Below are 22,785 nucleotides of genomic sequence, written 5' to 3'. Positions count from 1 at the left end.
AACCCTGCCCGGCTCTGCGCGACACTCTTCATTGCCCCCATGCAGGTGATGCGGCAAGCTAGCGGCCGTTTTCTTTGAAATCGAACCGCGTGCGCCGAGCCCTCCGTCTGCTGCCCCTGCCCCTGAGCATCGCCATCTGTCTGCCTGCAATGGCCGATGACAAGCCGGTGAACTGGGGCCTGTGCCCAGCCACCGAGGTGTTGCCCGCCTTCAACGAAGCCCCGCAGGCCGACAAGGCCGCCGCCGCGGCCCGCGAGCAGCTGCCCACCGACATCGAGGGCAACGAGCTCACCGGCACCAGCACGGTCCCCCAGTACCAGGGCAACGTGATCCTCAAGCGCGGCGACCAGTTCATGGGCACCGACAACCTGCGCCTGGATACGGAGACCGGCAATTACATCGCCGAGGGCAATGTGCGTTATTCGGATTCGTCGATCCGGATGGTGGCCGAGCGCGCCGAGGGCAACCAGGAAAGCGACACCCACAAGATCAGCAACATCCAGTACCAGCTGGTGTCGCGCCGGGGCAATGGCGGTGCCGAATCGATCGACCTGCAGGGCGCGATCGGGCAGATGCACCATTCCACCTACACCACCTGCGATCCCTCGCAGCCGATCTGGAAACTCGTCGCGCCACAGATCGAAGTGGACAATGACGAGGGCTTCGGCACCGCGCGCAACGCGGTACTGAGGATCGGCAAGGTGCCGGTGCTGTATGCGCCCTACTTCAAGTTTCCCATCGATGACCGCCGCCAGACCGGTCTGCTCTATCCCAAGCTGAGCCTGTCCGGCCGCAACGGCTTCGATTACGCCCAGCCGATCTACTTCAACCTGGCGCCGAACTACGACGACACCCTGACCCCGCGCTACATGAGCAAGCGCGGGCTGATGCTGGACAACGAGTTCCGCTATCTGTACTCCGGCGGCCGGGGGCAGCTCGATACCGCTTACATGCCCAATGACTCGCTGCGCGACCGTGATCGCGGCAAAGTGGAGTTCAGCGGCTACCACAACATCGATACGCATTGGCAGGCGCGCTCCAGCCTGGCCTGGGTCAGCGACGAGCGTTACCTGGAAGACTTCGCCAACCGCCTGCTGGGTGTCACCGCCTCCAACCTGCAAAGCACCGCCGGCATCTACGGTACCGGCCGCACCTGGACGGCCGGCCTGATGGCCGACCACTGGCAGCTGACCGACTACACCCTGACCGAGGCCTCGCTCCCCTACAGCCGCCAGCCGCGCCTGTACGCGACCTGGGACGACAGCTTCGGCCGCTGGTTCGAAGCCGGGGTCTATGCCGAAGCGGTGCGCTTCACCCATGACGACATCCATGGCAAGTTCGGCGCGGACCGCGAATACGAGCGCGATGGCAGTGTGTCTGAAAGGCCCGGCGGTTCACGCCTGGACATCAAGCCCTATGTCTCGATGCCGCTGGCCGGCGCGTCCTGGTACATCACCCCGACCCTGGCCTGGCGCTATACCGCCTACCAGCTGGACAGGAAGCTGGCCGACGGCCTCAGCGGCGAGCGCAACCCGACCCGCAGCCTGCCGATCACCACCATCGATGCCGGGCTGTTCTTCGACCGCGAGACCACCCTCGGCGGCAAGTCCTATCTGCATACCCTGGAACCGCGGGTGTTCTACCTGAACACGCCTTACCGTGACCAGAGCGACATACCGCTGTTCGACACGCGCGCCTTCACGTTCAGCTGGGGTCAGCTGTTCCGCGACTCCCGCTATACCGGCGCCGATCGCCAGAACGATGCCAACCAGCTGACCACGGCGCTGACCACGCGCCTGATCCGCCAGGCCGATGGTCGCGAGAAGCTCTCGGCCAGCATCGGCCAGATCAGCTATTTCGACGATTCACGGGTCACGCTCAATCCCAATGACCCGGTGCTGGACCAGGGTAAATCGGCCTGGGTGGCGGACATGAACTGGGCAGTGACCGACCGCTGGACAGTCGGCACCAGCTACCAGTGGAATCCCAAGTTCCGCAAAGAGGACCTGGCCAGCCTGCGCGCGCGCTACCTGCTTCCGGACGACGGCGTGGTCAACGTGAACTACCGCTACCGGCGCAATCCCGGTAATGGCTCGGACCAGCTCAAACAGGTGGACTTCTCCTTCCTGTACCCGATCAATCCGCGCTGGAGCGTGGTCGGACGCTACTACTATTCGCTGCTGGATACCGATCGCAAGCCGCTGGAAATCATCGGTGGCGTGCAGTGGGACAGCTGCTGTCTGGCGGTGCGTGCACTGGCCCGTCGCTACGTGAAGAACCGCGAGGGGGATCTCAACAACTCCTTCCAGATCGAGTTTGTGCTCAAGGGGTTGAGCTCGGTCGGGCAGGACACGGACCGCACCTTGCGCCGTGCTATTCTCGGCTACAACCGAGACGACCTGTACCTCGTTCCGCCCAGCAACATCGAAGCGAACGACGACGACTACGATCCGAATCTGATTCCATGACCAAAACCCTACCTGCAATCCTCGCCACGCTGCTGGCGTTTTCCGGCGTGTCCGCCCCCGTGATTGCCCAGCAGTTGCAGCCACTGGACCGTATCGCCGCCATCGTCGACGAGGATGTGGTGCTGCAGAGTGAATTGCAGCGCGCGGTCAACAACATCAAGAGCCAGTACGCCGGCCGTGAAGTCCAGTTGCCGCCCGATGCGGTGCTGGAGCGCCAGGTGCTGGAGCGTCTGGTACTGGTCAAGCTGCAGGCCGCCCGCGCCGAGGGCAGTGGCATCCGGGTCAGCGACCAGGAACTGAACCAGGCCATCGGCAGCATCGCCCAGCAGAACGGCACCTCGCTTGAGGGCCTGCGCCAGCGCTTGGCCCAGGACGGCATTTCCTTCGAGGACTTCCGCAAGTCCGTTCGCGAGGAGATCATCGTGCAGCGCCTGCGCCAGAGTTTTGCGCAGAGCCGCATCAGCGTCAGCGAAGGGGAAGTGGACGCCGCCCTGGCCCAGCAGAACGCCGGCGGCACCCAGTACCATTTGGCCCACATCCTGGTGGCCTTGCCCGAAGGCGCCACCGCCGAGCAGATCAGCACCGGCCAGAGCAAGGTCGACGGCATCAAGAACCTGCTGGACAAGGGCGAGCTGGATTTCTCCGCCGCGGCCGTGCGCTATTCCGACAGCCCCAATGCGCTGGAAGGCGGCGATCTGGGCTGGCGCAGCGCTGACGAGATTCCCAACGCGTTCGCCAACCAGATCAAGACGCTGAAGCCGGGCGATGTGCTCGGCCCGATCCGCGGCCCCAGCGGCTTCCAGCTGCTGAAACTGGTGGAAGTGCGCGACAGCAACGCCGGCGACACCCGCACCGTGACCGAGTTCCACGCCCGCCACATCCTGGCGCGGGTGACCGAGCAGCAGGACGAGGCCGCCGCCAAGGCCAAGATCGAAACCCTGCGCGCGCGCATCGTCGGAGGCGCCGATTTCCAGGCCGTGGCCAAGGAATCCTCCGATGACGCCAACAGCCGGGGGCAAGGTGGCGATCTGGGCTGGTTCCCGGCCGATGCGTTCGGCCCGGACTTCGGCCAGCAGGTCGAAAGCCTGGCCGACAACGGGGTCAGCCAGCCGTTCCGCACCGATGCCGGCTGGCATATCGTGCAGCGCGTGGCCTCGCGCCAGACCGATGTGACCGATGACAACAAGCGCGCCCAGATCCGCGAAACCATCGGCCGCCGCAAGCTGGAAGACGAGTACAACCGCTTCCTGCAGGAGTTGCGTGGCGAGGCCTATGTCAGCTTCCGCAGCGGTGACCGTGCCGAAAACACGGCCGAAACCCCGCAGCAGCCCTGACCGATGATTCCCCAGCTCGCTCTGGTTCCGGGCGAGCCCTCCGGGATCGGCCCGGAACTGTGCATTCGCCTCGCCCAACAGCCGCGCAGTGATTGCCGGCTGTTGGCGTTTGCGGACCCCGAGACGCTGCGTGCGGCCGCCACCGCGCTCGATCTGCCGCTGCAGCTGCTGCCCGAACAGGCCCAGGCGTCACGGCCCGGCGATCTGCGCCTGCGCGAGATCCGCAACGCGGCGCCATCGCGGTTCGGCCATGCCGATCCGCGCAACGCCCGTGCGGTGATCGATGCCCTGCTGGGCGCCGGCCAGGCCTGCCTGGACGGCACGCTGGACGGGGTGGTCACCGGTCCGGTGCACAAGGCGGTGATCAACCAGGGCGGCATCGCCTACAGCGGCACCACCGAACTGCTGGCCCACCAGGCCGGCGTGGAGGTGGTGATGATGCTGGCCAACGACATCGTGCGCGTGGCGCTGGCCACCACCCATCTGCCGCTGCGTCAGGTCGCCGACGCCATCACGGCCCAGAGCCTGCGCAAGGTCATCACCACCACCCATGCGGCGCTGCGCCGCGATTTCGGCCTGCCGCGGCCACGGATCGCGGTGCTCGGATTGAATCCGCATGCCGGCGAGAACGGGCACCTGGGGCACGAGGAGATCGAGGTGATGATCCCGCTGCTGGAACAGCTGCGTGGCGAAGGCCTGGACCTGATCGGCCCGTTGCCGGCCGATACCGCGTTCCTGCCGGCCAAGCTGGCCGGCTTCGACACGGTGCTGGCCATGTACCACGACCAGGGCCTGCCGGTACTCAAGTACAGCGGCTTCGAACAAGCCACCAATATCACCCTGGGCCTGCCCTACCCGCGTGTGGCCGTGGACCATGGCACCGCATTGGACCTCGCCGGCAAAGGCGTGGCCGATCCTTCCAGCCTGTTTGCCGCCACCGCGCTGTGTGCCCGGCTGGCTGCACAACGTAAAATCGCCCGATGAATTCCCCACATTCCCCGCGCAGCGGCACCGGCTTCACCGCTCCTGCGAAAAAGCAGCTCGGCCAGCACTTCCTGGCTGACAAGCACTACGTCGAAAAGATCGTCATGGCGGTCAACCCGAAAGCCGGCGACCGCCTGGTCGAGATCGGCCCGGGCCAGGGCGCCATCACCTTCCCGCTGCTGCGGCGCCACCCGAAGCTGACCGTCATCGAGTTCGACCGCGACCTGATCGCGCCTCTGACCGAGGCCGCCGCGCCGCTGGGTGAGCTGACCATCGTCCATCGCGACGTGCTGCAGGTCGATTTCACCGAACTGGCCGCCGGTGCGCAGATCCGCCTGGTCGGCAACCTGCCCTACAACATCTCCTCGCCGATCTTGTTCCACGCGCTGGAACACGCTGCGGCGATTTCGGACATGACCTTCATGCTGCAGAAGGAAGTGGTCGATCGCATGGCCGCCGGCCCCGGCAGCAAGGTGTATGGCCGCCTCAGCGTGATGCTGCAGGCCTCGTGCGAGGTGACCTCGCTGTTCGTGGTACCGCCGGGCGCCTTCCGGCCACCGCCGAAGGTCGATTCGGCCGTGGTGCGGCTGGTGCCACGCGATCCGTCCAGCATCGGCATCGACGACCACAAGCGTTTTGCCGAGGTGGTCAAGGCCGCCTTCGGCCAGCGCCGCAAGACACTGCGCAACGCCCTCAACGGCGTCTGCGACGAGGCCCAGTTCGAAGCGGCCGGCGTGCGCAGCGATGCCCGCGCCGAACAGCTGGAAGTGGCCGACTTCATCAAGCTTGCCAATGCGCCGCGCGTCTGACCGCACGGTTCGGGCAATCCGACCACCTGCTTTTGCTTACACTCCCCGCATGGAAGATTCCCGCCACTACGCGATCGAGATCGAGGTGACCCCCCGGTTCATCGACGACCAGTCGGCCCCTGAAGACGGGCGCTTCGCGTTCGCCTACACGATCCGCATCCACAACCGGGGCACCGTGCCCGCAAGGCTGATCAGCCGCCATTGGCGCATCACCGATGGCGAAGGCCGGGTCGAACATGTCGATGGCGACGGCGTGGTCGGCGAACAGCCGCGCCTGCGTCCCGGCGAAGAGTTCCGCTACACCTCCGGCATCATGCTCGGCACCGAACGCGGCACCATGCAGGGCCATTACGACATGGTCGCCGATGACGGCACCGAGTTCACCGCGCCCATCGCGCCGTTCGTACTTTCCATTCCCAGGACGCTGCACTGATGGCGACCTGGGCAATTGGCGATCTGCAAGGCTGCTACGACGTCACCCAGCGCCTGCTGGAAAAGATCAACTTCGATCCCGCCGCGGACAGGCTCTGGTTCTGCGGCGATCTGGTCAACCGCGGCGGGCAATCGCTGGAGACGCTGCGACTGGTGCATTCGCTGCGCGAGCACAGCGTCACCGTGCTCGGCAACCATGACCTGTCGTTGCTGGCCATCGGCGCGCGCAGCGAGGAGGAACAGCGCAAGGTCAATCCGGACCTGCAGCGCATCGTGCTGGCCGAGGACCGCGACGTGCTGCTGGAGTGGCTGCGCTCGCAGAAGCTGCTGCATGTGGACCGCGAGCTGGGCTGGATGATGTTCCATGCCGGGCTGGCGCCGAAGTGGACCGTGGCGCTGGCCGAAAAGCACGCCCGGGAAGTCGAACAACAGCTGCATGGCAACGGCTACCGCAAACTGTTCCGCAACATGTACGGCGACAAGCCGGCGTGGTCGCCGGGCCTGAGCGGCTATGACCGCTCGCGCGCGATCATCAACATCTTCACCCGCATGCGCTACTGCACCCCCAGCGGGCGTATCGGCATGGAAGACAAAGGCACGCCCGGCACCCAGGCGCAGGGCATGTATCCGTGGTTCGAGGTCCCGGGCCGGGTCGAGCGCGAGCTGAAAATGGTCTGCGGTCACTGGTCGGCTCTGGGCCTGACCATCACCCAGGGCGTGCATGCGATCGACACCGGCGCGGTGTGGGGCGGCAAACTCACCGCGCTGCAGCTGGACAGCGAAGAACTGCGCGTGGTGCAGGTTCCCGGCCGCGATGTACCGGCGCCGGTACCGGGCGCGCAGCCGCCACGCAGGCCGCAACCGGAGCGGCGTGTCGAGCCGCGCCCGGAGGCCGGCGGCAACCACGAGCGCGCCGAGCAACGCCGGCGTCCGCGCCGGCATCGTCCGCGTGGCGGTGGTACCAACCACCCTGGCGGCAATCCGCACAAGCCCGCCCCGGGCGAATGAAGCGCGGACCATCGGCGCAGCCGCCGATGGTCACGCAAAGGTCGCGGCGTTTCCCACGGGTCTGTTGATCAGCGCCGAACGTAGTGCGCGAACCGGAAGGCGAAGGCATGCCGCTCGTCGGCCGCGTGCGGCTGGCTGTCCACTTCCTGCCACTGCGCCGGATCCACTTGCGGAAAATGCGTATCGGCCACCACCGCGGTGTCCACCCAGGTCAGATACAGATCACTGGCCTGGTCCAGCAACAGGCGATAGACCTCGCCGCCGCCGATCACGCACAGCTCCTGCGCACCGTCGCCCCGGGCAACCGCCTGGGCCTCATCGAGTGAAACCACCGCACGCATCCCTTCGAACGGCACCTGTCCGCTGCGCGTCAACACCAGGTTGGTGCGACCGGGCAACGCCCTACCCAGCGACTGCGCGGTCTTGCGCCCCATCAAGATCGGTTTGCCCAGGGTCAGCGCCTTGAAGTGCTTGAAGTCATCCGGCAAGTGCCAGGGCATCGCGTTGTCACAGCCGATCCCGCGATTGCGATCCAGCGCGGCGATCATCGACAGCTTCATCGCTGCACTCACACGGCCACCGGCGCCTTGATCGCCGGATGCGGGTGATAGCCGTCGATGCGGATGTCATCGGAGGTGAAACCGAACAGGTCGGTCACTTCCGGGTTCAACCACAGCGTCGGCAGCGCGCGCGGTTCGCGTGCCAACTGCTCCCGGGCCTGTTCGAAGTGGTTCGAATACAGGTGCGCATCGCCCAGCGTATGCACGAAATCCCCCACCCCCAGCCCGGTGGCCTGCGCCACCATATGCGTGAGCAGCGCATAGCTGGCGATGTTGAACGGCACGCCGAGGAAGATGTCGCCGCTGCGCTGGTACAGCTGGCAGCTGAGCTTGCCGTCCACCACGTAGAACTGGAACAGGTTGTGGCACGGCATCAACGCCATCTGCGACAGCTCGCCCACGTTCCAGGCGCTGACCACCAGCCGCCGCGAATCCGGATTGCGTTTGATCTCTTCCACCAGCCACTGCATCTGGTCGATCTCGCGGCCGTCGGCGGTGGCCCAGCTGCGCCACTGTTTGCCGTAGACCGGACCGAGATCGCCGTTGGCGTCGGCCCACTCGTCCCAGATCCGCACCTGGTTGTCCTGCAGATAGGCGATGTTGGTGTCACCTTTCAGGAACCACAGCAGCTCGTGGATGATCGAGCGCAGGTGCAGCTTCTTGGTGGTGACCAGCGGGAAACCCTGGTTGAGATCGAAGCGCATCTGCCAGCCGAACACGCTGCGGGTGCCGGTACCGGTGCGGTCGGACTTCTCGCTGCCGTGCTCGAGCACATGCTGCAACAGCTCCAGATACTGCTTCACGCCTTTTCTCCCGCCACTGCCGGCTGCAATACCGGCGCGCGCCGCGACAGGGCCAGCAGCACCAGCCCCAGCCCGATCAACGGCAGGCTCAGGATCTGCCCGCGGGTCAGCCAATCGAACGCCACGTACACGCCGTTGTCGGGCATGCGCACGAACTCGACCAGGAAGCGGAAGCTGCCATACAGCAGCGCGAACAGACCCGACACGGCATAGCGCGGGCGCGGCGTCCTGGAATACAGCCACAGCACCACGAACATCACCAGCCCTTCCAACAGTGCTTCATACAGCTGCGAGGGATGGCGCGCGTACTGGTTGAGCAGACCGGCGGCGTAATCCTGCTGGATCTGCGCGGCCGACATCAGCTGCTGCATGCTCGGCAGGCCGGCGGGCACATCCTTCAGCGGCGCATGCGGAAAGATCACGCCCCAGCCGGCATGGGTGAACTTGCCGAACAGCTCGCCACCGATGAAATTGCCCAGCCGGCCGAACCCCAGGCCCAGCGGCACCAGCGGCGCGACGAAATCGATGGTGTCGAAGAAGTGCAGCCGGTGCTTGCGGGTCCACCACCAGCCGGCGATCAGCACGCCCAGCAGGCCGCCGTGGAAACTCATGCCGCCTTCCCACACCCGCAGCAGGATCATCGGATTGGCCAGCCATTCGGCGCTGGCGTAGAACAACATGTAGCCGATGCGCCCGCCCAGCACCACGCCAAGCATGCTGTAGAACAGCAGGTCGGAAAAACCGTTCATGTACACGCCCGGCAGACGTCCGGCGCGGATGCGCACGCGGCCCAGCCACCAGGCGGCGGCGAAACCGAGCAGGTACATGATGCCGTACCAGTGCACCTTGATCGGCCCCAGCGAGAAGGCGACGGGGTCTATGTCGTGTAGGTAGATCATGTGGGCACGCAGTGGCAGACAAGCCCCTATTCTCGGGGCTGCATCCCCCGCGTCAACCGCCGGCTCAATCGAGCAGCTGCGGCCGGTCCGGCAGTTCGTTGCCCGCACGCCGGGTCGGATCCGCTGGAAAGTGCGCGGCCAGCAGCTGCGAGACTTCAGCCACCGCCGCCAGCACCGCCGCTTCACGGTCGCCGTTGCGCAACTGCTCGCGCAGGTGATCGCAGATCCTCTGCCATTGCGCGGCCTCGATCACCTCGCGCAGGCCCCGGTCGGCGACGATTTCAATGGCCCGGTCGGCCAACAGCAGATAGATCAGCACGCCGTTGTTGGCCTGCGTATCCCAGGTCCGCAGCAGGGCGAAGGCGTGTTCGGCGCGCTGGCGGGGCGTGACACCGTTCCACAGCGCCGCCAACGACAGGTCCGATTCGACCGCGAACATCACCTGCCCGCCATGCAGGCGCTCGCCGGCGGCGATGGCATGGGCGATCCGGTCCAGACTCGCTTCCGGGAACGCGGCCTGCGCCGAGGGCGAGAACAGATGGCGCAACCAGCGCATCACCAGCTCCCCGAGGCGCCACCGCCTCCCGAGCGACCACCGCCGCCGCCCCAGCCCCCTCCGCCGAAACCGCCCCCGCCAAATCCGCCGCCTCCGAAACCACCTCCGCCCCAACCGCCACCGCTGGCGAAACCGCCGCCGGACGTCTTGCCGAAGGACAGCAACAGCGCGGCCACGGCGGCGATACCGCCGCCGAGCATCGACAACAGCACCCAGCCAATACCACCGGCCACCAGGCCCGCTGCCAGCCCACGCGCCGGACGCGGCAGTCGGGAGAGCAACAGCCGCATGAAACCTGCTGCAAAGACGCCGATCATGATCGCGAAGAAGAAGGTCTGATCGCCATTGCCCTCCTCGTTGTTGCGGTTGCTGGCCACCGGCGCCGGCAGCGCCTCGCCCTCGATCAGCCCCACCAGTACCGCCGTGGCGGCGGTAATACCGCCGGCATAATCGTCCTGGCGGAAATGCGGCACCAGATACTCCTGGATCACCCGGTTGGCGATGGCGTCGGGAATGGCCCCCTCCAGCCCGTAGCCCGGCTCGATCCGCACCCGCCGGTCATCCCTGGCCACCACCAGCAGCACGCCATCGTCCACGCCCTTGCGGCCGATGGCCCACTGGTCGAACACCCGGGTGGTGTACTGGGCGATATCCTCCGGCTGGGTGGTCGGCACGATCAGCACCTGCAGCTGGCTGCCCTTGCGTTGCTGCAGGGCCAGGGCCTGCTGCTCGAGCGCCTGCTTCTGTGCCATATCCAGAGTGCCGGTGGTATCGACCACCGGCGAATCCAGCGGCGGGATCGGCGCCAGTTGCTGGGCCGGCAACGCGCCCGCCCAACCCAGGCCAAGCAGGCATAACAACAGGCCAAAGCGCTGCAGCAATGCGCTCATCGCGCGCGGCTCACTGTGCCGATGCGGGCTGAGGCGGCGTCTGCTGCGGCGCAGCCGGCTGGGTGCCGAAGTTCACCGCCGGCGGCTGCGCGATCTGCGCCTCGTTCTCGACCGTGAAATTGGGTTTGGCCTTGTAACCGAACAGCTTGGCGGTGATCACCTGCGGGAACGAGCGGATGAACGTGTTGTAGTCCTGCACCAGCTGGATATAGCGGCCACGGGCCACGGTGATGCGGTTCTCGGTGCCTTCCAGCTGCGCCTGCAGGTCGCGGAAGTTCTGGTCGGACTTCAGCGTCGGGTAGTTCTCGCTGACCACTAGCAGCCGCGACAGCGCGCTGCCCAGTTCACCTTGCGCCTGCTGGAACTGCTTGAGCGAATCGGCGTCATCGGCATTGACCTGGATCTGCCCGACCTTGGCACGGGCATTGGTGACCTCGGTCAGCACCTGCCGTTCCTGCTGGGCATAACCCTGCACGGTGTTGACCAGGTTGGGAATCAGGTCGGCGCGACGCTTGTACTGGTTCACCACCTCGGACCAGCCGGCCGTGACCGCCTCGTCCTTCTGCTGGATGGCGTTGTAGCCACACCCGGAAATCGAGATCGCCGCGACGACAAGCAACATCAGGCGGAGGTACTGGCGCATGGTCGGATCCTTTGACGGCAGAAGCGCCGAGCATGCCACGGCCGGTGTTCAGCGTGTGCATACGGAAAAGGCCGGCAATGCCGGCCTCTCCGCTCCCTCTTCCGGCCAGTTGGCGGCGAGGGCGATCCTGTCCGGGCTATGCCGGAGACTTACCAGCTGTCCGCGCCCGGCACGTGATGGGCCTTGGCGTTGCGGCGCATCAGCAGGTTCAGCCACTCCACCAGCACCGAGAAACCCATCGCCGCGTAGATGTAGGGCTTGGGCACGTGCACGTCCAGGCCATCCAGCACCAGCACCGCACCGACCAGCAGGATGAAGGCCAGCGCCAGCAGCTTCACGGTCGGATTGGCGTCGATGAAGCGGCCCAGCGGATTGGCCGCCAGCAGCATCACCGCCACCGCCAGCAGCACCGCGCAGACCATCACCGGAATGTGGTCGGCAATGCCCACGGCGGTGATCACCGAATCCAGCGAGAACACGATGTCGATCACCGCGATCTGCGCGATCACCATGCCGAACGTGGCCGACGCCTTGGTGGTCGTCGGGTCGGCATCCTCACCGCCGCTGACCAGCTCGCGGATTTCGGCCACGCCCTTGTAGAGCAGGAACAGGCCACCAATGATCAACACCAGATCCCGGATGGAAATGCCCATCCCGGCAATGTTGAACAGGTTGTTCTCCATATGCGCCAGGAACGCCAGCGACACCAACAGCAGGATGCGGGTGACGCACGCCACCGCGATACCGACGCGACGGGCCAGCGGACGCTTTTCTTCGGGCAGACGGCCGACCGCAATGGAGATGAACACCAGGTTGTCGATGCCGAGCACGATTTCCAGTGCGCTGAGCATGAACAGGGTGACCCAGACGTTCGGGTCGGCAAGAAGCTCAAAAGACATGCAGAAAATCCTTCAATAAAGCCATAGCGTCACCGCCGCCCGGCGGATGACTTGTCAGAAAAGACGGGGCACCAGGATCAGGCCCCAGCACAGCAGCACATTCATCATCAGCACGAACACGGCCGCCGATCCCATGTCCTTGGCGCGTCCGGCGAGCACGTGATACTCCGGGCCATAACGCTCGATCACCGCCTCGATGGCCGAGTTGGCCAGCTCCATGGCGATGACCAGCAACATCGAGCCGACCAGCAGCGCGCGCTCCACCGGCGTCTGGCCCAGCCACAGCGCCAGCGGCGCCAGCACCACGAACAGGCACACTTCCAGGCGGAACGAGGATTCATGCATCCAGGCTGCGCACAGCCCCTGCCAGGACCACTTGGCCGCCTTCAGGATACGGGCCGGACCACGGGGCATATGCCCGATCCCATCAGCCATGAGAGCCAGCTCCCACCGCGCGGCGGCCGACGGACTGCAGAAAAGAAGAGGGCATCACAGCGGGAGCACCGATGTATGTGGATGGCGACCGCGCATTCTGCCACAAGCTCCCGGGCACTTCCCGGGAACCGCCGGCCGGCGCTGTCAGCCGAAGTGGACGGTAGCCGTGGTGCCCTGCCCCGGCGCGCTTTCCAGTTCGATCCGCCAGCCGAAGCGCTCGCACAGCCGGCGCACGATCGACAGTCCCAGCCCGGTCCCCAGCGGACGGGCCGGCTCAGCCCGGAAGAACGGCTCGAACACCCGCGCCAGGCTCTCTTCCGTCATGCCGATGCCGCTGTCGCGCACCACCACCCGGTCATTGCCCACTTCCACCGCGATCGTGCCGGTATCGGTATAGGCGCAGGCATTGCGCAGCAGGTTGCTGACGACAACATGCATCACCCGCGGCGGCGCCAGCAGCAGGTGGTTGTTGCCCACCACTTCCAGCGTCAGCTCGACCGGTCGCCCGGCCAGCATTTCACGGGCATTGTTGACTTCATAACGGACGATATCGGCCACATCGAACCATTCGGCCTGCGGCTCGATATCGGCCTCGCGCGCCAGGATAAGGAAAGCGTCGATCACCGCTTCCATATCACGCCCGGCCCGCTGGATACGGCCCAGACTGCGCTGCAGGCGTGGATCCAGCTCCGGCGTACTCAGCGCCATGTCGCTGGCCATGCGGATCACGGTCAGCGGGGTACGCAGTTCATGGCTGGCGTCGCGGGTGAAGTTCCGCTCGCGGGCGACATGCTGCCCCACCCGGCTGGCCAGCGAATGCAGTGCGGCCGCCAGCTGGCGAGCTTCGCCCTGCACATCGGCCGGCAGCCGCTCCGCCGCCAGTTCGCTGGCATCGGGGTACCGCGGATCCCATTGCGACACCCGCCGCGCCAGCCAGTTGACCGGCGAGACGATCCGCCACGAGGCGCGGTAGGTGAGCCACGACGCGCCGTAGATCCCCAGCAAGGTGATCAATACCGGGACCACGCCAAACCAGAATGCGGCCCGCTGCGCCTGCGAGCGCAGGAACACCAGGTACAGCCGTCCGGCCGGGCGTTGATCGACCAGCACCAGCTGGTCGGCCGCTTTCAGCTCATGGAAGCCGGGTTCCAGCGGGCGCAGGTCCTTGGGCAGGCTCAGACTCGACTGCCCGGTTTCCAGCAGGTAACCGCGGATATTGCGCGTGTTGGGCGGCGGCTGCACCGGCGAGGCCTCGTGCAGCTGCCAGTAGTAATCGGCCTCTTCCTGCAGCACGACATGGACCAGTCCGTGCTTGATGACCAGCGACACCAGATAGCCGCCCAGCAGCACCGCCAGACTGGCCAGCAGTGCCTGCACGATAAAAGCGATCCTGATCTTGCGCGGCAATCCGTGCGCCATTACGGCTCCCGCCGCGAAACGTCGCGACTACCGCCATCGACGGTACTTCCCGGCCGTAACAGAGCACCGGTAAACGCTGTCGCACACGGGGTACGACAGCGACTCCTGGTTGCCACTACACGTCCCTCTGCCACCCGCCGGTCAACTCATCGGCTGGGCGATGTCGGCGATGCGGTAGCCGGCGCTCTGCACGGTGTGCAGCAGCGGATGGTCGAAAGGCTTGTCGATGATCTTGCGCAGGTTGTACAGGTGGCTGCGCAGGGTATCCGAATCGGGCAGGCCGTTGCCCCAGATCTCCCGCTCGATCTCCTGCCGGGTGACCACCCGCGGCGACTCGCGCATCAGGATGGTGAGCAACCGCAGGCCGATCGGCGACAGCTGCAGTTCGCTGCCGGCGCGGGTGGCGCGCATGCTGACCGGGTCCAGCACCAGGTCGGCGACCTTCAACACCTCGGCCCCGACCTGGCGGCGCTCGCGGCGGATCAGTGCCCGCAGCCGTGCTTCCAGCTCCTGGATCGCAAAGGGTTTGGTCAGATAGTCATCGGCACCGTAGCCCAGCCCGGTGAGCTTGTCGTCCAGCGTGTCGCGGGCGGTCAGCATCAGCACCGGCGTGGATTTGCGCGCTTCATTGCGCAATTTGCGGCAGACCTCGATGCCGTCCAGACGCGGCAGCATCAGATCCAGTACCACCACGTCGTAACTGTTCTCGGCCGCCAGCCGGTAGCCGTCCAGGCCATCGACCGCGTAATCCACTTCGAACCCTTTGCTTTCCAGGTACTCGCCGATCATTTCGGAAATATTGCGGTTGTCCTCGACGACCAGCACCAACCCGGACGATTCCTTTGTCTGTCGCATGGAGCCTCCTAATCTTCAGCTTTGTGAAACATGCCGCATCCGGAGTAGAAAGCGTGTGAAGACCGCCGCAATTCGTGATCACAAAGGTCGCCGGGACCGGAATCTGTCCGCGATCAGGCACTCCCGGACCGTGCGACCGCCCTATGCTGTGGACCCCCGCCACGCTCAGCGCCCTATGCCCGGCATGCCGATCACCGCCTATCTGTACCCCGTCCTGCTGCTGGTCGCCAGCAACGTCTTCATGACGGTGGCCTGGTACGGCCATCTGAAATTCAAATCGGCGCCGCTGATGACGGTGATCCTGGTCAGCTGGGGTATCGCCTTCTTCGAGTACTGCCTGCAGGTGCCCGGCAACCGCCTGGGCAGCGCGGTGTATTCGGCGCCGCAGCTCAAGGGCATGCAGGAGGTGATCACGCTGGTGGTGTTTGCAGTGTTCTCGGCCACCTATCTGGACCAGCCGCTGAAGTGGAACCACTGGGCGGCCTTCGCGCTCATCGTGGTGGCGGCGCTGCTGATGTTCAAGGAATAGCGCCACCACGCTGCCTGACAGGGAAAGGCCCCGCAGTGCGGGGCCCTCCGGATTACTTGATCGACGCCGGCTCAACGAACCGGGCGAATACCGTGTTGATTTTCGCCTCATCCACCGCCGCCCCGCCCTGCACGGTCTCGGCCTGCTCGAACAGCGGGATGATCATCGCCATGCCATCGAGTTTTGTTTTCAGATGCACGCCCGGGGCCTTGCCCAGCCATCCCTCCCAGCGCTGGCGCACCTGTGCCCAGAACCCGGCCGTCGCGTTCCAGTAGCTTCGGGCCGGGGTGAAATCGACCTCGCTGGTTTTCAAGTAGTCGTTGAAGCCGAATTCGCGGGCGATCTCCACCTGGCGGCCATCGGCATTGCGCTGCACCTTGGTGTTGAACTGCTCATGGGTCCAGCCACCCGGCGTGAGCGTGTGCCGGTTGATCACCGCCAGCGCGTTGTAATCGCTGCGCCGGGTGTATTCGCGACGTGGCAGCGGCCGCCAGCTCAGGTCGCTGGTCCAGGTCGGCACGTTGTTGGCGTAGCTCCACCGGCCGGTGCCGCAGTAACGCGGCGCATCGCTGACCTCGTACACGCACTGGGTCCAGGCGCCTTTGTTGACCGCCGCCGGAATCGTGCGCACCACCCAGGTCTGCTCGGCGCTGAACTCGAACCGGTGGGGCGCTTCATACACCCAGTCCTGCCGCCAATGCTTGGTGACGTGGCCGCTTTTCCCATCCACCAGCAGATGCTGCAACACGATGCGCTGCGGGCTGTCTTCCACCACGATCACCACCTCGTTGCCACTACTGCGCATGGCCGGGGCGCGCTCGTAGCCGGGTTTGAGCAGCACGGTTTCATCGAAGGCGAAATCCACCGTGTATTCGCCCTGCATCGCCAGGATGCTGGCGCGATCACACGCGGTGTCCACGGACTGGGCGCTGGCTGCGCCGCTGCTGGCCAACAGCAGCAACGCGCCGGCGGAAAACAGTTTCATGTGTCGTTCCTTTGTGAGGGGTAGCAGAAAGAGAGGGGCCATCCGTGGCCGGGAAAGATCCGTTTGTGGCAGCACTGCTGCGTGCCGGCGCTATCAGCGCAGCGACATCACCAGGCGACCGCTAGGCTGGCCGACACCGTGCGGCCGGGATTGCTGTAGCGATCCAGCACCGGGCTGTTGCCGGCCAGGTTGGCGGTGATACCCGACCAGTCGATGTACTTGCGGTCGCCCAGGTTGAACACACCGACATTCACCTTCGCACCGGGTGCGAACTCCCAATGCGCCATCAGATCCAGTACGCCGTAGCCGCCGGGGCGATAGGCCGTGGCGCTGGCGATACGGTCCTTGCGGCGCGCGAAGGTGCCGGCCAGCTCCATGCCCCACGCATCGCGGTCGTACATCAGCCCGATGCTGCCGCGCAGCGGATCGATCGAGTCCAGCGGCACGTCCTCGGTGCGGTTGTCACCGCGCGACCACGCCACCGCGCTGCGCAGCGAACAGCCTTCCAATGCATCAGCCAGTTCGCCGAAATCCACCCCGGCCTTCATCTCCGCGCCATAGATCCTGGCGTCGGCGATGTTCTGCGACTGGAACACCATCAGCCCCTGCGCGTTGTTGCCGACATAGCGCTGCGATTCGATGAAGTCACGGTAGTCGTTGTAGTAGCCACTCACGCTGACGTAGGCCGCCGGCGCGATGAAGCGCAGCCCCAGCTCCACGCCATCGCTGGTTTCCGGTTTCAGGTCCGGATTGGGAATGGCGGTGTAGCCGAACATCACGTTGGTGAAACCGAGATTGACGTCGTTGTATGGCGGTGAACGGAAGCCGTGCGAATAGCCGGCGAATAGCGACCAGTGCTCGTCAAAACGCCACACCGCACCGAACTTCGGCGACACGCGGGTCTTGGTCAGCGAGGCCACCGCCATGCCCGGATTGTCGGCGGCAAAAATCGCATCCAGCTCCGGCTTCAGCCGGTAGTGATCCACACGGATGCCCGGCACCAGCGACAGCCGCCCGTCGGCCAGGCGCATTTCGTCCTGCGCATACAGCCCCAGCTCGGTGGTCTTGCTGATCGGGAAGTCACGCACCGGGAACACGTCCGGCAGGATCGTGGTGCTCACCGTGCCATTGGCCAACACCTGGAAGCCATCGCGCTTCTGGCGGATCTCCGTCCATGCGCCGTCCACACCCCAGGTCAGCGCATGCGCCACGCGGCCGGTCTCGAAAGACTTGTCCAGCACCGCCTGCAGGCCGTAGACACGCTGGTCGAAATTGAACTGGCGATGGCGGCGGCTGCCATTGGCGCGCTGCTCATTGGTGACCTGCGTCGTTTCGCTATCCTGACGATACAGCTGCCAGCGCAGACTGTCGGCGAACGCGGTGTCGAGCGCATCCATTTCATGGGCGAAGGCCACGCGCGCGCGGGTCTGCGTGTCATGCGCGGTCATGCCGGTGGTCGTGGTGCGATCGATCGCCGAATACACATCGGTATCGGTGCGGTCCTCGTTGCCTTCCACGGTCAGGCGGAACCGCTGGTTCTGGTCGGGGGCATAGACCAGCTTGGACAGTACGCTGCGGCCATCGCGCTGCTGCGGGTTGGCGGCGGTGCGGGTGTTGTCACGGCTACGCAGCTCGCCCTGGTTGGAGGTTTCCTGGCCTTGCCGGTGGTTGACGTTGACCATGCCGCTCCAGCGCTGGCCACCGAAAGCGGTAGTCGCGCTGCCCAGCAGGCCCTGCCAGTCGCCGTCGAAGCCGAACTTCAGACCAACGTAGCTGTTTTTGCCTTCGCCCAGATAGTCGGCCGGGTCCTTGGTGACGAACGCGACCACCCCGCCCAGCGCATCGGAGCCGTACAGCGAGCTGGCCGGCCCGCGCACGATCTCCACCCGCTTGAGCGTCTCCAGATCGGTGAAATCGCGGTTGGCATTGGCGAAGCTGCCGATGTTGAAGCTCTTGGGCATGGCGATGCCGTCGGTCTGGATCAGCACACGGTTGCCATCCAGCCCGCGGATGCGGAAGCCGTCCAGGCCAAACCGGGTCGCGCTGCGGGTTACCGAAATACCCGGCTCGTAGCGGACCAGATCGCGGATGTCGTGCACCAGCTGGTTATCCAGCTGTTCGCGGTCGATCACATCAACCGTGGCGGCGACATCACTGACCGCCCGCGCGGTCCGGGTGGCAGTGACCTGGACGCGGTCGAAATCACGCACATCGGCCGAGATGGCGGTTTCAGCGTGCGCAGGAGATAACACCGCCCACAGGGCGGCGCTCAGAACAGTTGGACGGATCATGGGTGCCTGGAATCAATCGTAGGAACAGAGCCCGCGGACACAGCAACCGGGTTGCCGAAGCAGGCCGGTGGTGGCCAAGGGAGAGGGGTCGATTCAGGCGGGCATGGCACCAGGACAGGCGCCGGCTGGCAGGAACGTGCTGCGGAATTACTTGGTCAGGATCAGCTTGTCATTGCTGGTATGGCGCAGACGGTAGAACGTGTCGCCATGCTGGATCAGGATTTCGCGCTGCCCCTTGAGCAGCGCGCCGCTGTCCAGGATTCCTTCACCGGACATCAGCTGGACAGGGCGTTGCGGCAGATGCAACGTGCGGGAGCGGAGCAGGACAGGTTGGGCGGACATCATCGTGATTCCGTGTTGGGGACGGAGTTGATGATAATGATTCTCAATATCAATGCAAGCATTGGCGGGCGACCCCTTCCATCCCGCCCGACCTGCAGCCCTCAGCAGCGGCGTGCGCCCATCTCGCGCACGCTCCGCCGCCTGACGGGCCTCAGGCAAAGGCCGCCTCGATCTTTTTCCAGGCCGCATCCTCCACCCGTGCGATCACATCCAGCGCGCGCAGGTTCTCCTCCAGCTGGCTGACCCGGCTGGCGCCAAGGATCACGCTGGACACGTTGGGATTGCGCAGGCACCAGGCGATGGCCAGCTGGGCCGGCGACTCGCCCAGCTCTGCGGCCACCGCGGTGAAACGCCGGACCTTGCCCAATCGGTCCTCGGCCGGATCCCCGAGTACGGCCGCCTGCAACCAGTCCATCGACGAGGTCGCCAGACGGCTGTCGGCGCCGATACCCTCGTTGTACTTGCCGGTCAGCAGGCCCGACGCCAGCGGCGACCAGATCGTGGTACCCAGCCCGGCGTCGCTGTACAGCGGCGCGTATTCCTCCTCCACCCGCGTGCGATGCAGCAGGTTGTACTGCGGCTGCTCCATCACCGGCGCATACAGATGATGGGCGCGGGCGAAGGCCACCGCCTCGGCGATCTGCGCCGCCGACCACTCCGAGGTGCCCCAGTACAGCACCTTGCCCTGGCGGATCAGGGTGTCCATGGCCAGCACGGTTTCGCCGATCGGCGTGTCCGGATCCGGGCGGTGGCAGTAGTACAGGTCCAGATACTCCACGTGCAGGCGTTTGAGCGCGGCGTGGCAGGCGTCGATGACATGCTTGCGCGAGAGCCCGCGCTGCAGGGGATTGGGCGAGGGCACCGCGCCGAAGAACACCTTGCTGGAGACGCAATAGCCATCGCGCGGCAGGCGGAGGTCGCCGATCACATCGCCCATCACCTCCTCGGCGCGTCCCTGGGCGTAGACCTCGGCGTTGTCGAAGAAATTGACCCCGTTGTCCCACGCCGCCGCGATCAGGTTGCGGGCCTCGCTGCGCCCGATCTGGCCACCGAAAGTGACCCAGGCCCCGAACGACAGGGCGGAAAGCTGCAGGCCGGACGAGCCGAGACGACGGTATTGCATGGCGGACTCCTGGGATTTCTGGCGCACCAACCGGCGCGAACGGCCCAGAGTGTAACGGGCCGCGGATACCAGGCCAGGCCGCGAACCTTGCCGAGATCGGCGCAATCGCCGCAATTGCAGGCGCATCCCCTGTTAATTCTTGCCCGACATAGGCCGCTGCTCTAGGCTTGCGTCTTTTGCGGGCACGCCCGGGGATTACTCATGGTCGAAGGTTTTGGCAGGATCGGCTTCGGCCTGTTCGGCCTGGCGGTGCTTCTGGGCATCACCTGGCTGTTTTCCAACAACAAGAAAGCGGTGGACTGGAGGCTGGTGGCCACCGGTATCTCGTTGCAGGTGGCCTTTGCCGCACTGGTGCTGCTGGTTCCCGGCGGCCGTGACGTGTTCGACTGGCTGGGCCAGGGCTTCGTCAAGATCCTGAGTTTCGTCAATGAGGGCTCCAGCTTCATCTTCGGCAGCCTGATGGATGTACCCAAGTACGGCTTCATCTTCGCCTTCCAGGTGCTGCCCACGATCATCTTCTTCTCCGCGCTGATGGGCGTGATGTACCACCTGGGCGTGATGCAGGCCATCGTCAAGGCCATGGCCTGGGCCATCACCAAGATCATGCGCGTGTCCGGCGCCGAAACCACCAGCGTCTGCGCCAGTGTGTTCATCGGCCAGACCGAAGCGCCGCTGACCGTGCGCCCGTACATCTCCAAGATGACCCAGTCCGAACTGATCACGATGATGATCGGCGGCATGGCGCACATCGCCGGCGGTGTGCTGGCCGCCTACGTGGGCATGCTGGGCGCGGGCGATCCGGCGGCGCAGGCGTTCTACGCCAAGCATCTGCTGGCCGCCTCGATCATGGCCGCCCCGGCCACGCTGGTGATCGCCAAGGTGCTGATCCCAGAAACCGGCACCCCGCTGACCCGGGGCACGGTGAAGATGGAAGTTGAGAAAACCTCCTCCAACATCATCGACGCCGCCGCCGCCGGTGCGGGCGATGGCCTGCGTCTGGCGCTGAACATCGGCGCGATGCTGCTGGCCTTCATCGCCCTGATCGCGCTGCTCAACGCGCCACTGACCTGGGTCGGTGAAGTCACCGGTCTGGCCCAGATGATCGGCAAGCCGACCAACCTGTCCACGATCTTCGGCTACGTGCTGGCGCCGATCGCCTGGGTGATCGGCACCCCGTGGGCCGATGCCACCACGGTCGGTTCGCTGATCGGCCAGAAGCTGGTGATCAACGAGTTCGTGGCCTATCTGGAGCTGTCGGAGATCATCAAGGGCAACGTCGCTGGCGTGGTCCTGAGTGATGAAGGCCGCCTGATCGCCACCTACGCGCTGTGCGGTTTCGCCAACTTCAGCTCGATCGCCATCCAGATCGGCGGTATCGGCGGACTGGCCCCGGAGCGTCGCCAGGACCTGGCCAAGTTCGGCCTGCGCGCCGTGCTCGGTGGCACCATCGCCACCTTGATGACGGCCACCATCGCCGGCGTGCTGACCCATTTCGGCTGATCCCCAGCCACTTTCGAGATATGGATTCCATGAGTTCTGTAGTTGTTGCCGGTTCCTTCAATGTCGACCACGTCTGGCGCTGCGATGCCCTGCCCGCGCCAGGGGCGACCATTGCCGGCCGTTACAGTACCGGTCCCGGCGGCAAGGGTTTCAACCAGGCCGTTGCCGCGTGCCGTTCCGGCGCGGACACCCACTTTGTCTGCGCCTTGGGCGAGGACGCCGGCGGAGCCCTGGCGCGCCAGCTGGCCGCCGCCGACGGCCTGGCACTGGTGGCAGAAGCCAGCAGCGAGCCCACCGGCACCGCCGGCATCTATGTCGATGCGCGCGGCCGCAACTCCATCGTCATCGGCGCCGGCGCCAATGCCTCGCTGAGCAGCGGGTTCATGGCCACCAACCGCGCCCTGATCGGCAACGCGAAGGTGCTGCTGGCGCAGCTGGAATCACCGGTGGAATCGATCGAATCGGCACTGGGCATCGCCCGCGAGAGCGGCGTGCTGACCGTGCTCAATCCGGCTCCGGCCAATGCTCCCTCGAGCATCGGCCTGCTCAAGCTGGCCGACGTGCTGACCCCGAACGAGACCGAGTTCTCGGCCCTGCTCGGCCGCCATGTGGGCGAGCGCGTGGAGGCCGACGACGTGGCCACGCTGGACGGCGCGCGTCTGCACGCCCTGTGCCGGCTGCTGTCGGGCGGCACCGTGGTGGTGACGCTGGGCGCGGTGGGCGTGTTCGTCTCGCACGATGAGGACACCATGCGCGGCGATACCCAGCCTTATTACCGCATCGGCGCCGAATCGGTGCAGGTGGTCGATACCACCGGTGCCGGTGATGCGTTCAACGGCGCGCTGTCCTCCTCGCTGGCACAGGCGCCGGAAGCGGCGTTCATGACCCACGTGCGGTTTGCCAACCAGTACGCGGCCCGCTCCACCGAGAAGGAAGGCGCCGCGCTGTCGATGCCACGGCTGACCCCAGCCGAGGCCTGAGCGGCCTGAAGGTTGCACCCACAACGGCCCGGCGACGGGCC

The 22,785-nt window shown here is 65.7% G+C and carries 23 protein-coding genes; 9 read left to right on the top strand and 14 right to left on the bottom strand.

The window, feature by feature from the left end:
* Nucleotides 1–89: 89 nt before the first annotated feature.
* From lptD to ACVOMH_RS13570, 6 genes are read left to right on the top strand one after another with little or no spacing between them, the layout of a single operon-like run.
* Complete coding sequence (lptD, locus tag ACVOMH_RS13595) at nt 90–2,468, top strand: LPS-assembly protein LptD (RefSeq protein ID WP_481552295.1); 2,379 nt, start codon at nt 90–92, stop codon at nt 2,466–2,468.
* Complete coding sequence (locus ACVOMH_RS13590) at nt 2,465–3,802, top strand: peptidylprolyl isomerase (protein WP_481552294.1); 1,338 nt, start codon at nt 2,465–2,467, stop codon at nt 3,800–3,802. Before lptD ends, ACVOMH_RS13590 begins: the two co-directional genes overlap by 4 nt.
* Nucleotides 3,803–3,805: 3 nt before the next feature.
* A complete protein-coding gene (gene pdxA, locus ACVOMH_RS13585) occupies nt 3,806–4,786 on the top strand; it encodes a 4-hydroxythreonine-4-phosphate dehydrogenase PdxA (protein WP_481552293.1) in 981 nt (326 codons plus the stop codon).
* A complete protein-coding gene (rsmA, locus tag ACVOMH_RS13580; RefSeq protein WP_481522778.1) occupies nt 4,783–5,595 on the top strand; it encodes a 16S rRNA (adenine(1518)-N(6)/adenine(1519)-N(6))-dimethyltransferase RsmA in 813 nt (270 codons plus the stop codon). Before pdxA ends, rsmA begins: the two co-directional genes overlap by 4 nt.
* Nucleotides 5,596–5,644: 49 nt before the next feature.
* Nucleotides 5,645–6,028 carry a Co2+/Mg2+ efflux protein ApaG gene (gene apaG / locus ACVOMH_RS13575; protein WP_054660314.1) on the top strand — a complete coding sequence of 128 codons (384 nt, stop codon included), beginning with the start codon at nt 5,645–5,647 and terminating at the stop codon, nt 6,026–6,028.
* The gene (locus ACVOMH_RS13570; protein WP_481522777.1) at nt 6,028–7,035 is read left to right on the top strand and encodes a symmetrical bis(5'-nucleosyl)-tetraphosphatase; all 1,008 of its coding nucleotides are present in this window, start codon (nt 6,028–6,030) and stop codon (nt 7,033–7,035) included. Before apaG ends, ACVOMH_RS13570 begins: the two co-directional genes overlap by 1 nt.
* Nucleotides 7,036–7,103: 68 nt before the next feature.
* Here the strand turns inward: ACVOMH_RS13570 and ACVOMH_RS13565 are convergent, their stop codons facing one another.
* From ACVOMH_RS13565 to ACVOMH_RS13520, 10 genes are all read right to left on the bottom strand, one after another.
* Nucleotides 7,104–7,595 (bottom strand): dihydrofolate reductase, encoded by a 492-nt coding sequence (locus tag ACVOMH_RS13565; RefSeq protein ID WP_481552312.1) that lies wholly within the window; start codon nt 7,593–7,595, stop codon nt 7,104–7,106.
* A gap of 8 nt (nt 7,596–7,603) precedes the next feature.
* Nucleotides 7,604–8,398, bottom strand: coding sequence for a thymidylate synthase (locus ACVOMH_RS13560; RefSeq protein ID WP_481552292.1), 795 nt, complete (start codon nt 8,396–8,398; stop codon nt 7,604–7,606).
* Nucleotides 8,395–9,297 carry a prolipoprotein diacylglyceryl transferase gene (gene lgt, locus ACVOMH_RS13555; RefSeq protein ID WP_481552291.1) on the bottom strand — a complete coding sequence of 301 codons (903 nt, stop codon included), beginning with the start codon at nt 9,295–9,297 and terminating at the stop codon, nt 8,395–8,397. Before lgt ends, ACVOMH_RS13560 begins: the two co-directional genes overlap by 4 nt.
* Before the next feature lie 64 nt (nt 9,298–9,361).
* A complete protein-coding gene (locus ACVOMH_RS13550; RefSeq protein WP_481522775.1) occupies nt 9,362–9,853 on the bottom strand; it encodes a TPM domain-containing protein in 492 nt (163 codons plus the stop codon).
* Nucleotides 9,853–10,743, bottom strand: a complete 891-nt coding sequence (locus ACVOMH_RS13545) for a TPM domain-containing protein (RefSeq protein ID WP_481552290.1) — start codon at nt 10,741–10,743, stop codon at nt 9,853–9,855. The genes ACVOMH_RS13550 and ACVOMH_RS13545 overlap by 1 nt, the downstream gene beginning before the upstream one ends.
* A 10-nt stretch (nt 10,744–10,753) precedes the next feature.
* Complete coding sequence (locus ACVOMH_RS13540; RefSeq protein ID WP_054658090.1) at nt 10,754–11,386, bottom strand: LemA family protein; 633 nt, start codon at nt 11,384–11,386, stop codon at nt 10,754–10,756.
* 149 nt (nt 11,387–11,535) lie between these two features.
* On the bottom strand, nt 11,536–12,285 hold the full coding sequence (locus tag ACVOMH_RS13535) for a TerC family protein (RefSeq protein ID WP_054658088.1): 750 nt from the start codon (nt 12,283–12,285) through the stop codon (nt 11,536–11,538).
* Between the two features lie 54 nt (nt 12,286–12,339).
* Nucleotides 12,340–12,720 (bottom strand): diacylglycerol kinase, encoded by a 381-nt coding sequence (locus ACVOMH_RS13530; RefSeq protein ID WP_057505922.1) that lies wholly within the window; start codon nt 12,718–12,720, stop codon nt 12,340–12,342.
* 144 nt (nt 12,721–12,864) lie between these two features.
* Complete coding sequence (locus ACVOMH_RS13525) at nt 12,865–14,139, bottom strand: sensor histidine kinase (RefSeq protein WP_054658086.1); 1,275 nt, start codon at nt 14,137–14,139, stop codon at nt 12,865–12,867.
* 141 nt (nt 14,140–14,280) lie between these two features.
* Nucleotides 14,281–14,994 (bottom strand): response regulator transcription factor, encoded by a 714-nt coding sequence (locus tag ACVOMH_RS13520; protein WP_481522771.1) that lies wholly within the window; start codon nt 14,992–14,994, stop codon nt 14,281–14,283.
* A gap of 175 nt (nt 14,995–15,169) precedes the next feature.
* Between ACVOMH_RS13520 and ACVOMH_RS13515 the strand changes: the two genes are divergently transcribed.
* Nucleotides 15,170–15,523: a DMT family protein gene (locus tag ACVOMH_RS13515; protein WP_054658082.1), complete on the top strand. Its 354-nt coding sequence runs from the start codon at nt 15,170–15,172 to the stop codon at nt 15,521–15,523.
* A gap of 52 nt (nt 15,524–15,575) precedes the next feature.
* On the opposite strand, the gene ACVOMH_RS13510 is transcribed toward ACVOMH_RS13515, so the two are convergent.
* From ACVOMH_RS13510 to ACVOMH_RS13495, 4 genes are all read right to left on the bottom strand, one after another.
* Nucleotides 15,576–16,508 carry a DUF6607 family protein gene (locus tag ACVOMH_RS13510; protein ID WP_481552289.1) on the bottom strand — a complete coding sequence of 311 codons (933 nt, stop codon included), beginning with the start codon at nt 16,506–16,508 and terminating at the stop codon, nt 15,576–15,578.
* 107 nt (nt 16,509–16,615) lie between these two features.
* Nucleotides 16,616–18,799, bottom strand: a complete 2,184-nt coding sequence (locus ACVOMH_RS13505) for a TonB-dependent hemoglobin/transferrin/lactoferrin family receptor (protein ID WP_481552288.1) — start codon at nt 18,797–18,799, stop codon at nt 16,616–16,618.
* A 147-nt stretch (nt 18,800–18,946) separates the two neighbouring features.
* Nucleotides 18,947–19,141: a hemin uptake protein HemP gene (gene hemP / locus ACVOMH_RS13500; protein ID WP_054658092.1), complete on the bottom strand. Its 195-nt coding sequence runs from the start codon at nt 19,139–19,141 to the stop codon at nt 18,947–18,949.
* 151 nt (nt 19,142–19,292) lie between these two features.
* Entirely contained in the window at nt 19,293–20,264 is a 972-nt protein-coding gene (locus ACVOMH_RS13495) for a potassium channel beta subunit family protein (RefSeq protein WP_481552287.1), read from the bottom strand.
* A 201-nt stretch (nt 20,265–20,465) separates the two neighbouring features.
* Here ACVOMH_RS13495 and ACVOMH_RS13490 point away from each other — a divergent pair, with 201 nt between their 5' ends.
* Nucleotides 20,466–21,764 (top strand): NupC/NupG family nucleoside CNT transporter, encoded by a 1,299-nt coding sequence (locus tag ACVOMH_RS13490; RefSeq protein WP_481522766.1) that lies wholly within the window; start codon nt 20,466–20,468, stop codon nt 21,762–21,764.
* A gap of 29 nt (nt 21,765–21,793) precedes the next feature.
* The gene (locus ACVOMH_RS13485; protein ID WP_481552286.1) at nt 21,794–22,744 is read left to right on the top strand and encodes a ribokinase; all 951 of its coding nucleotides are present in this window, start codon (nt 21,794–21,796) and stop codon (nt 22,742–22,744) included.
* The last annotated feature ends 41 nt before the right edge of the window (nt 22,745–22,785 follow it).

The sequence above is a fragment of the Stenotrophomonas sp. STEN013 genome, assembly GCF_056760355.1.
Note: the sequence above shows the minus strand (reverse complement) of the source record. Positions and strands in the feature narration are given on the sequence as shown.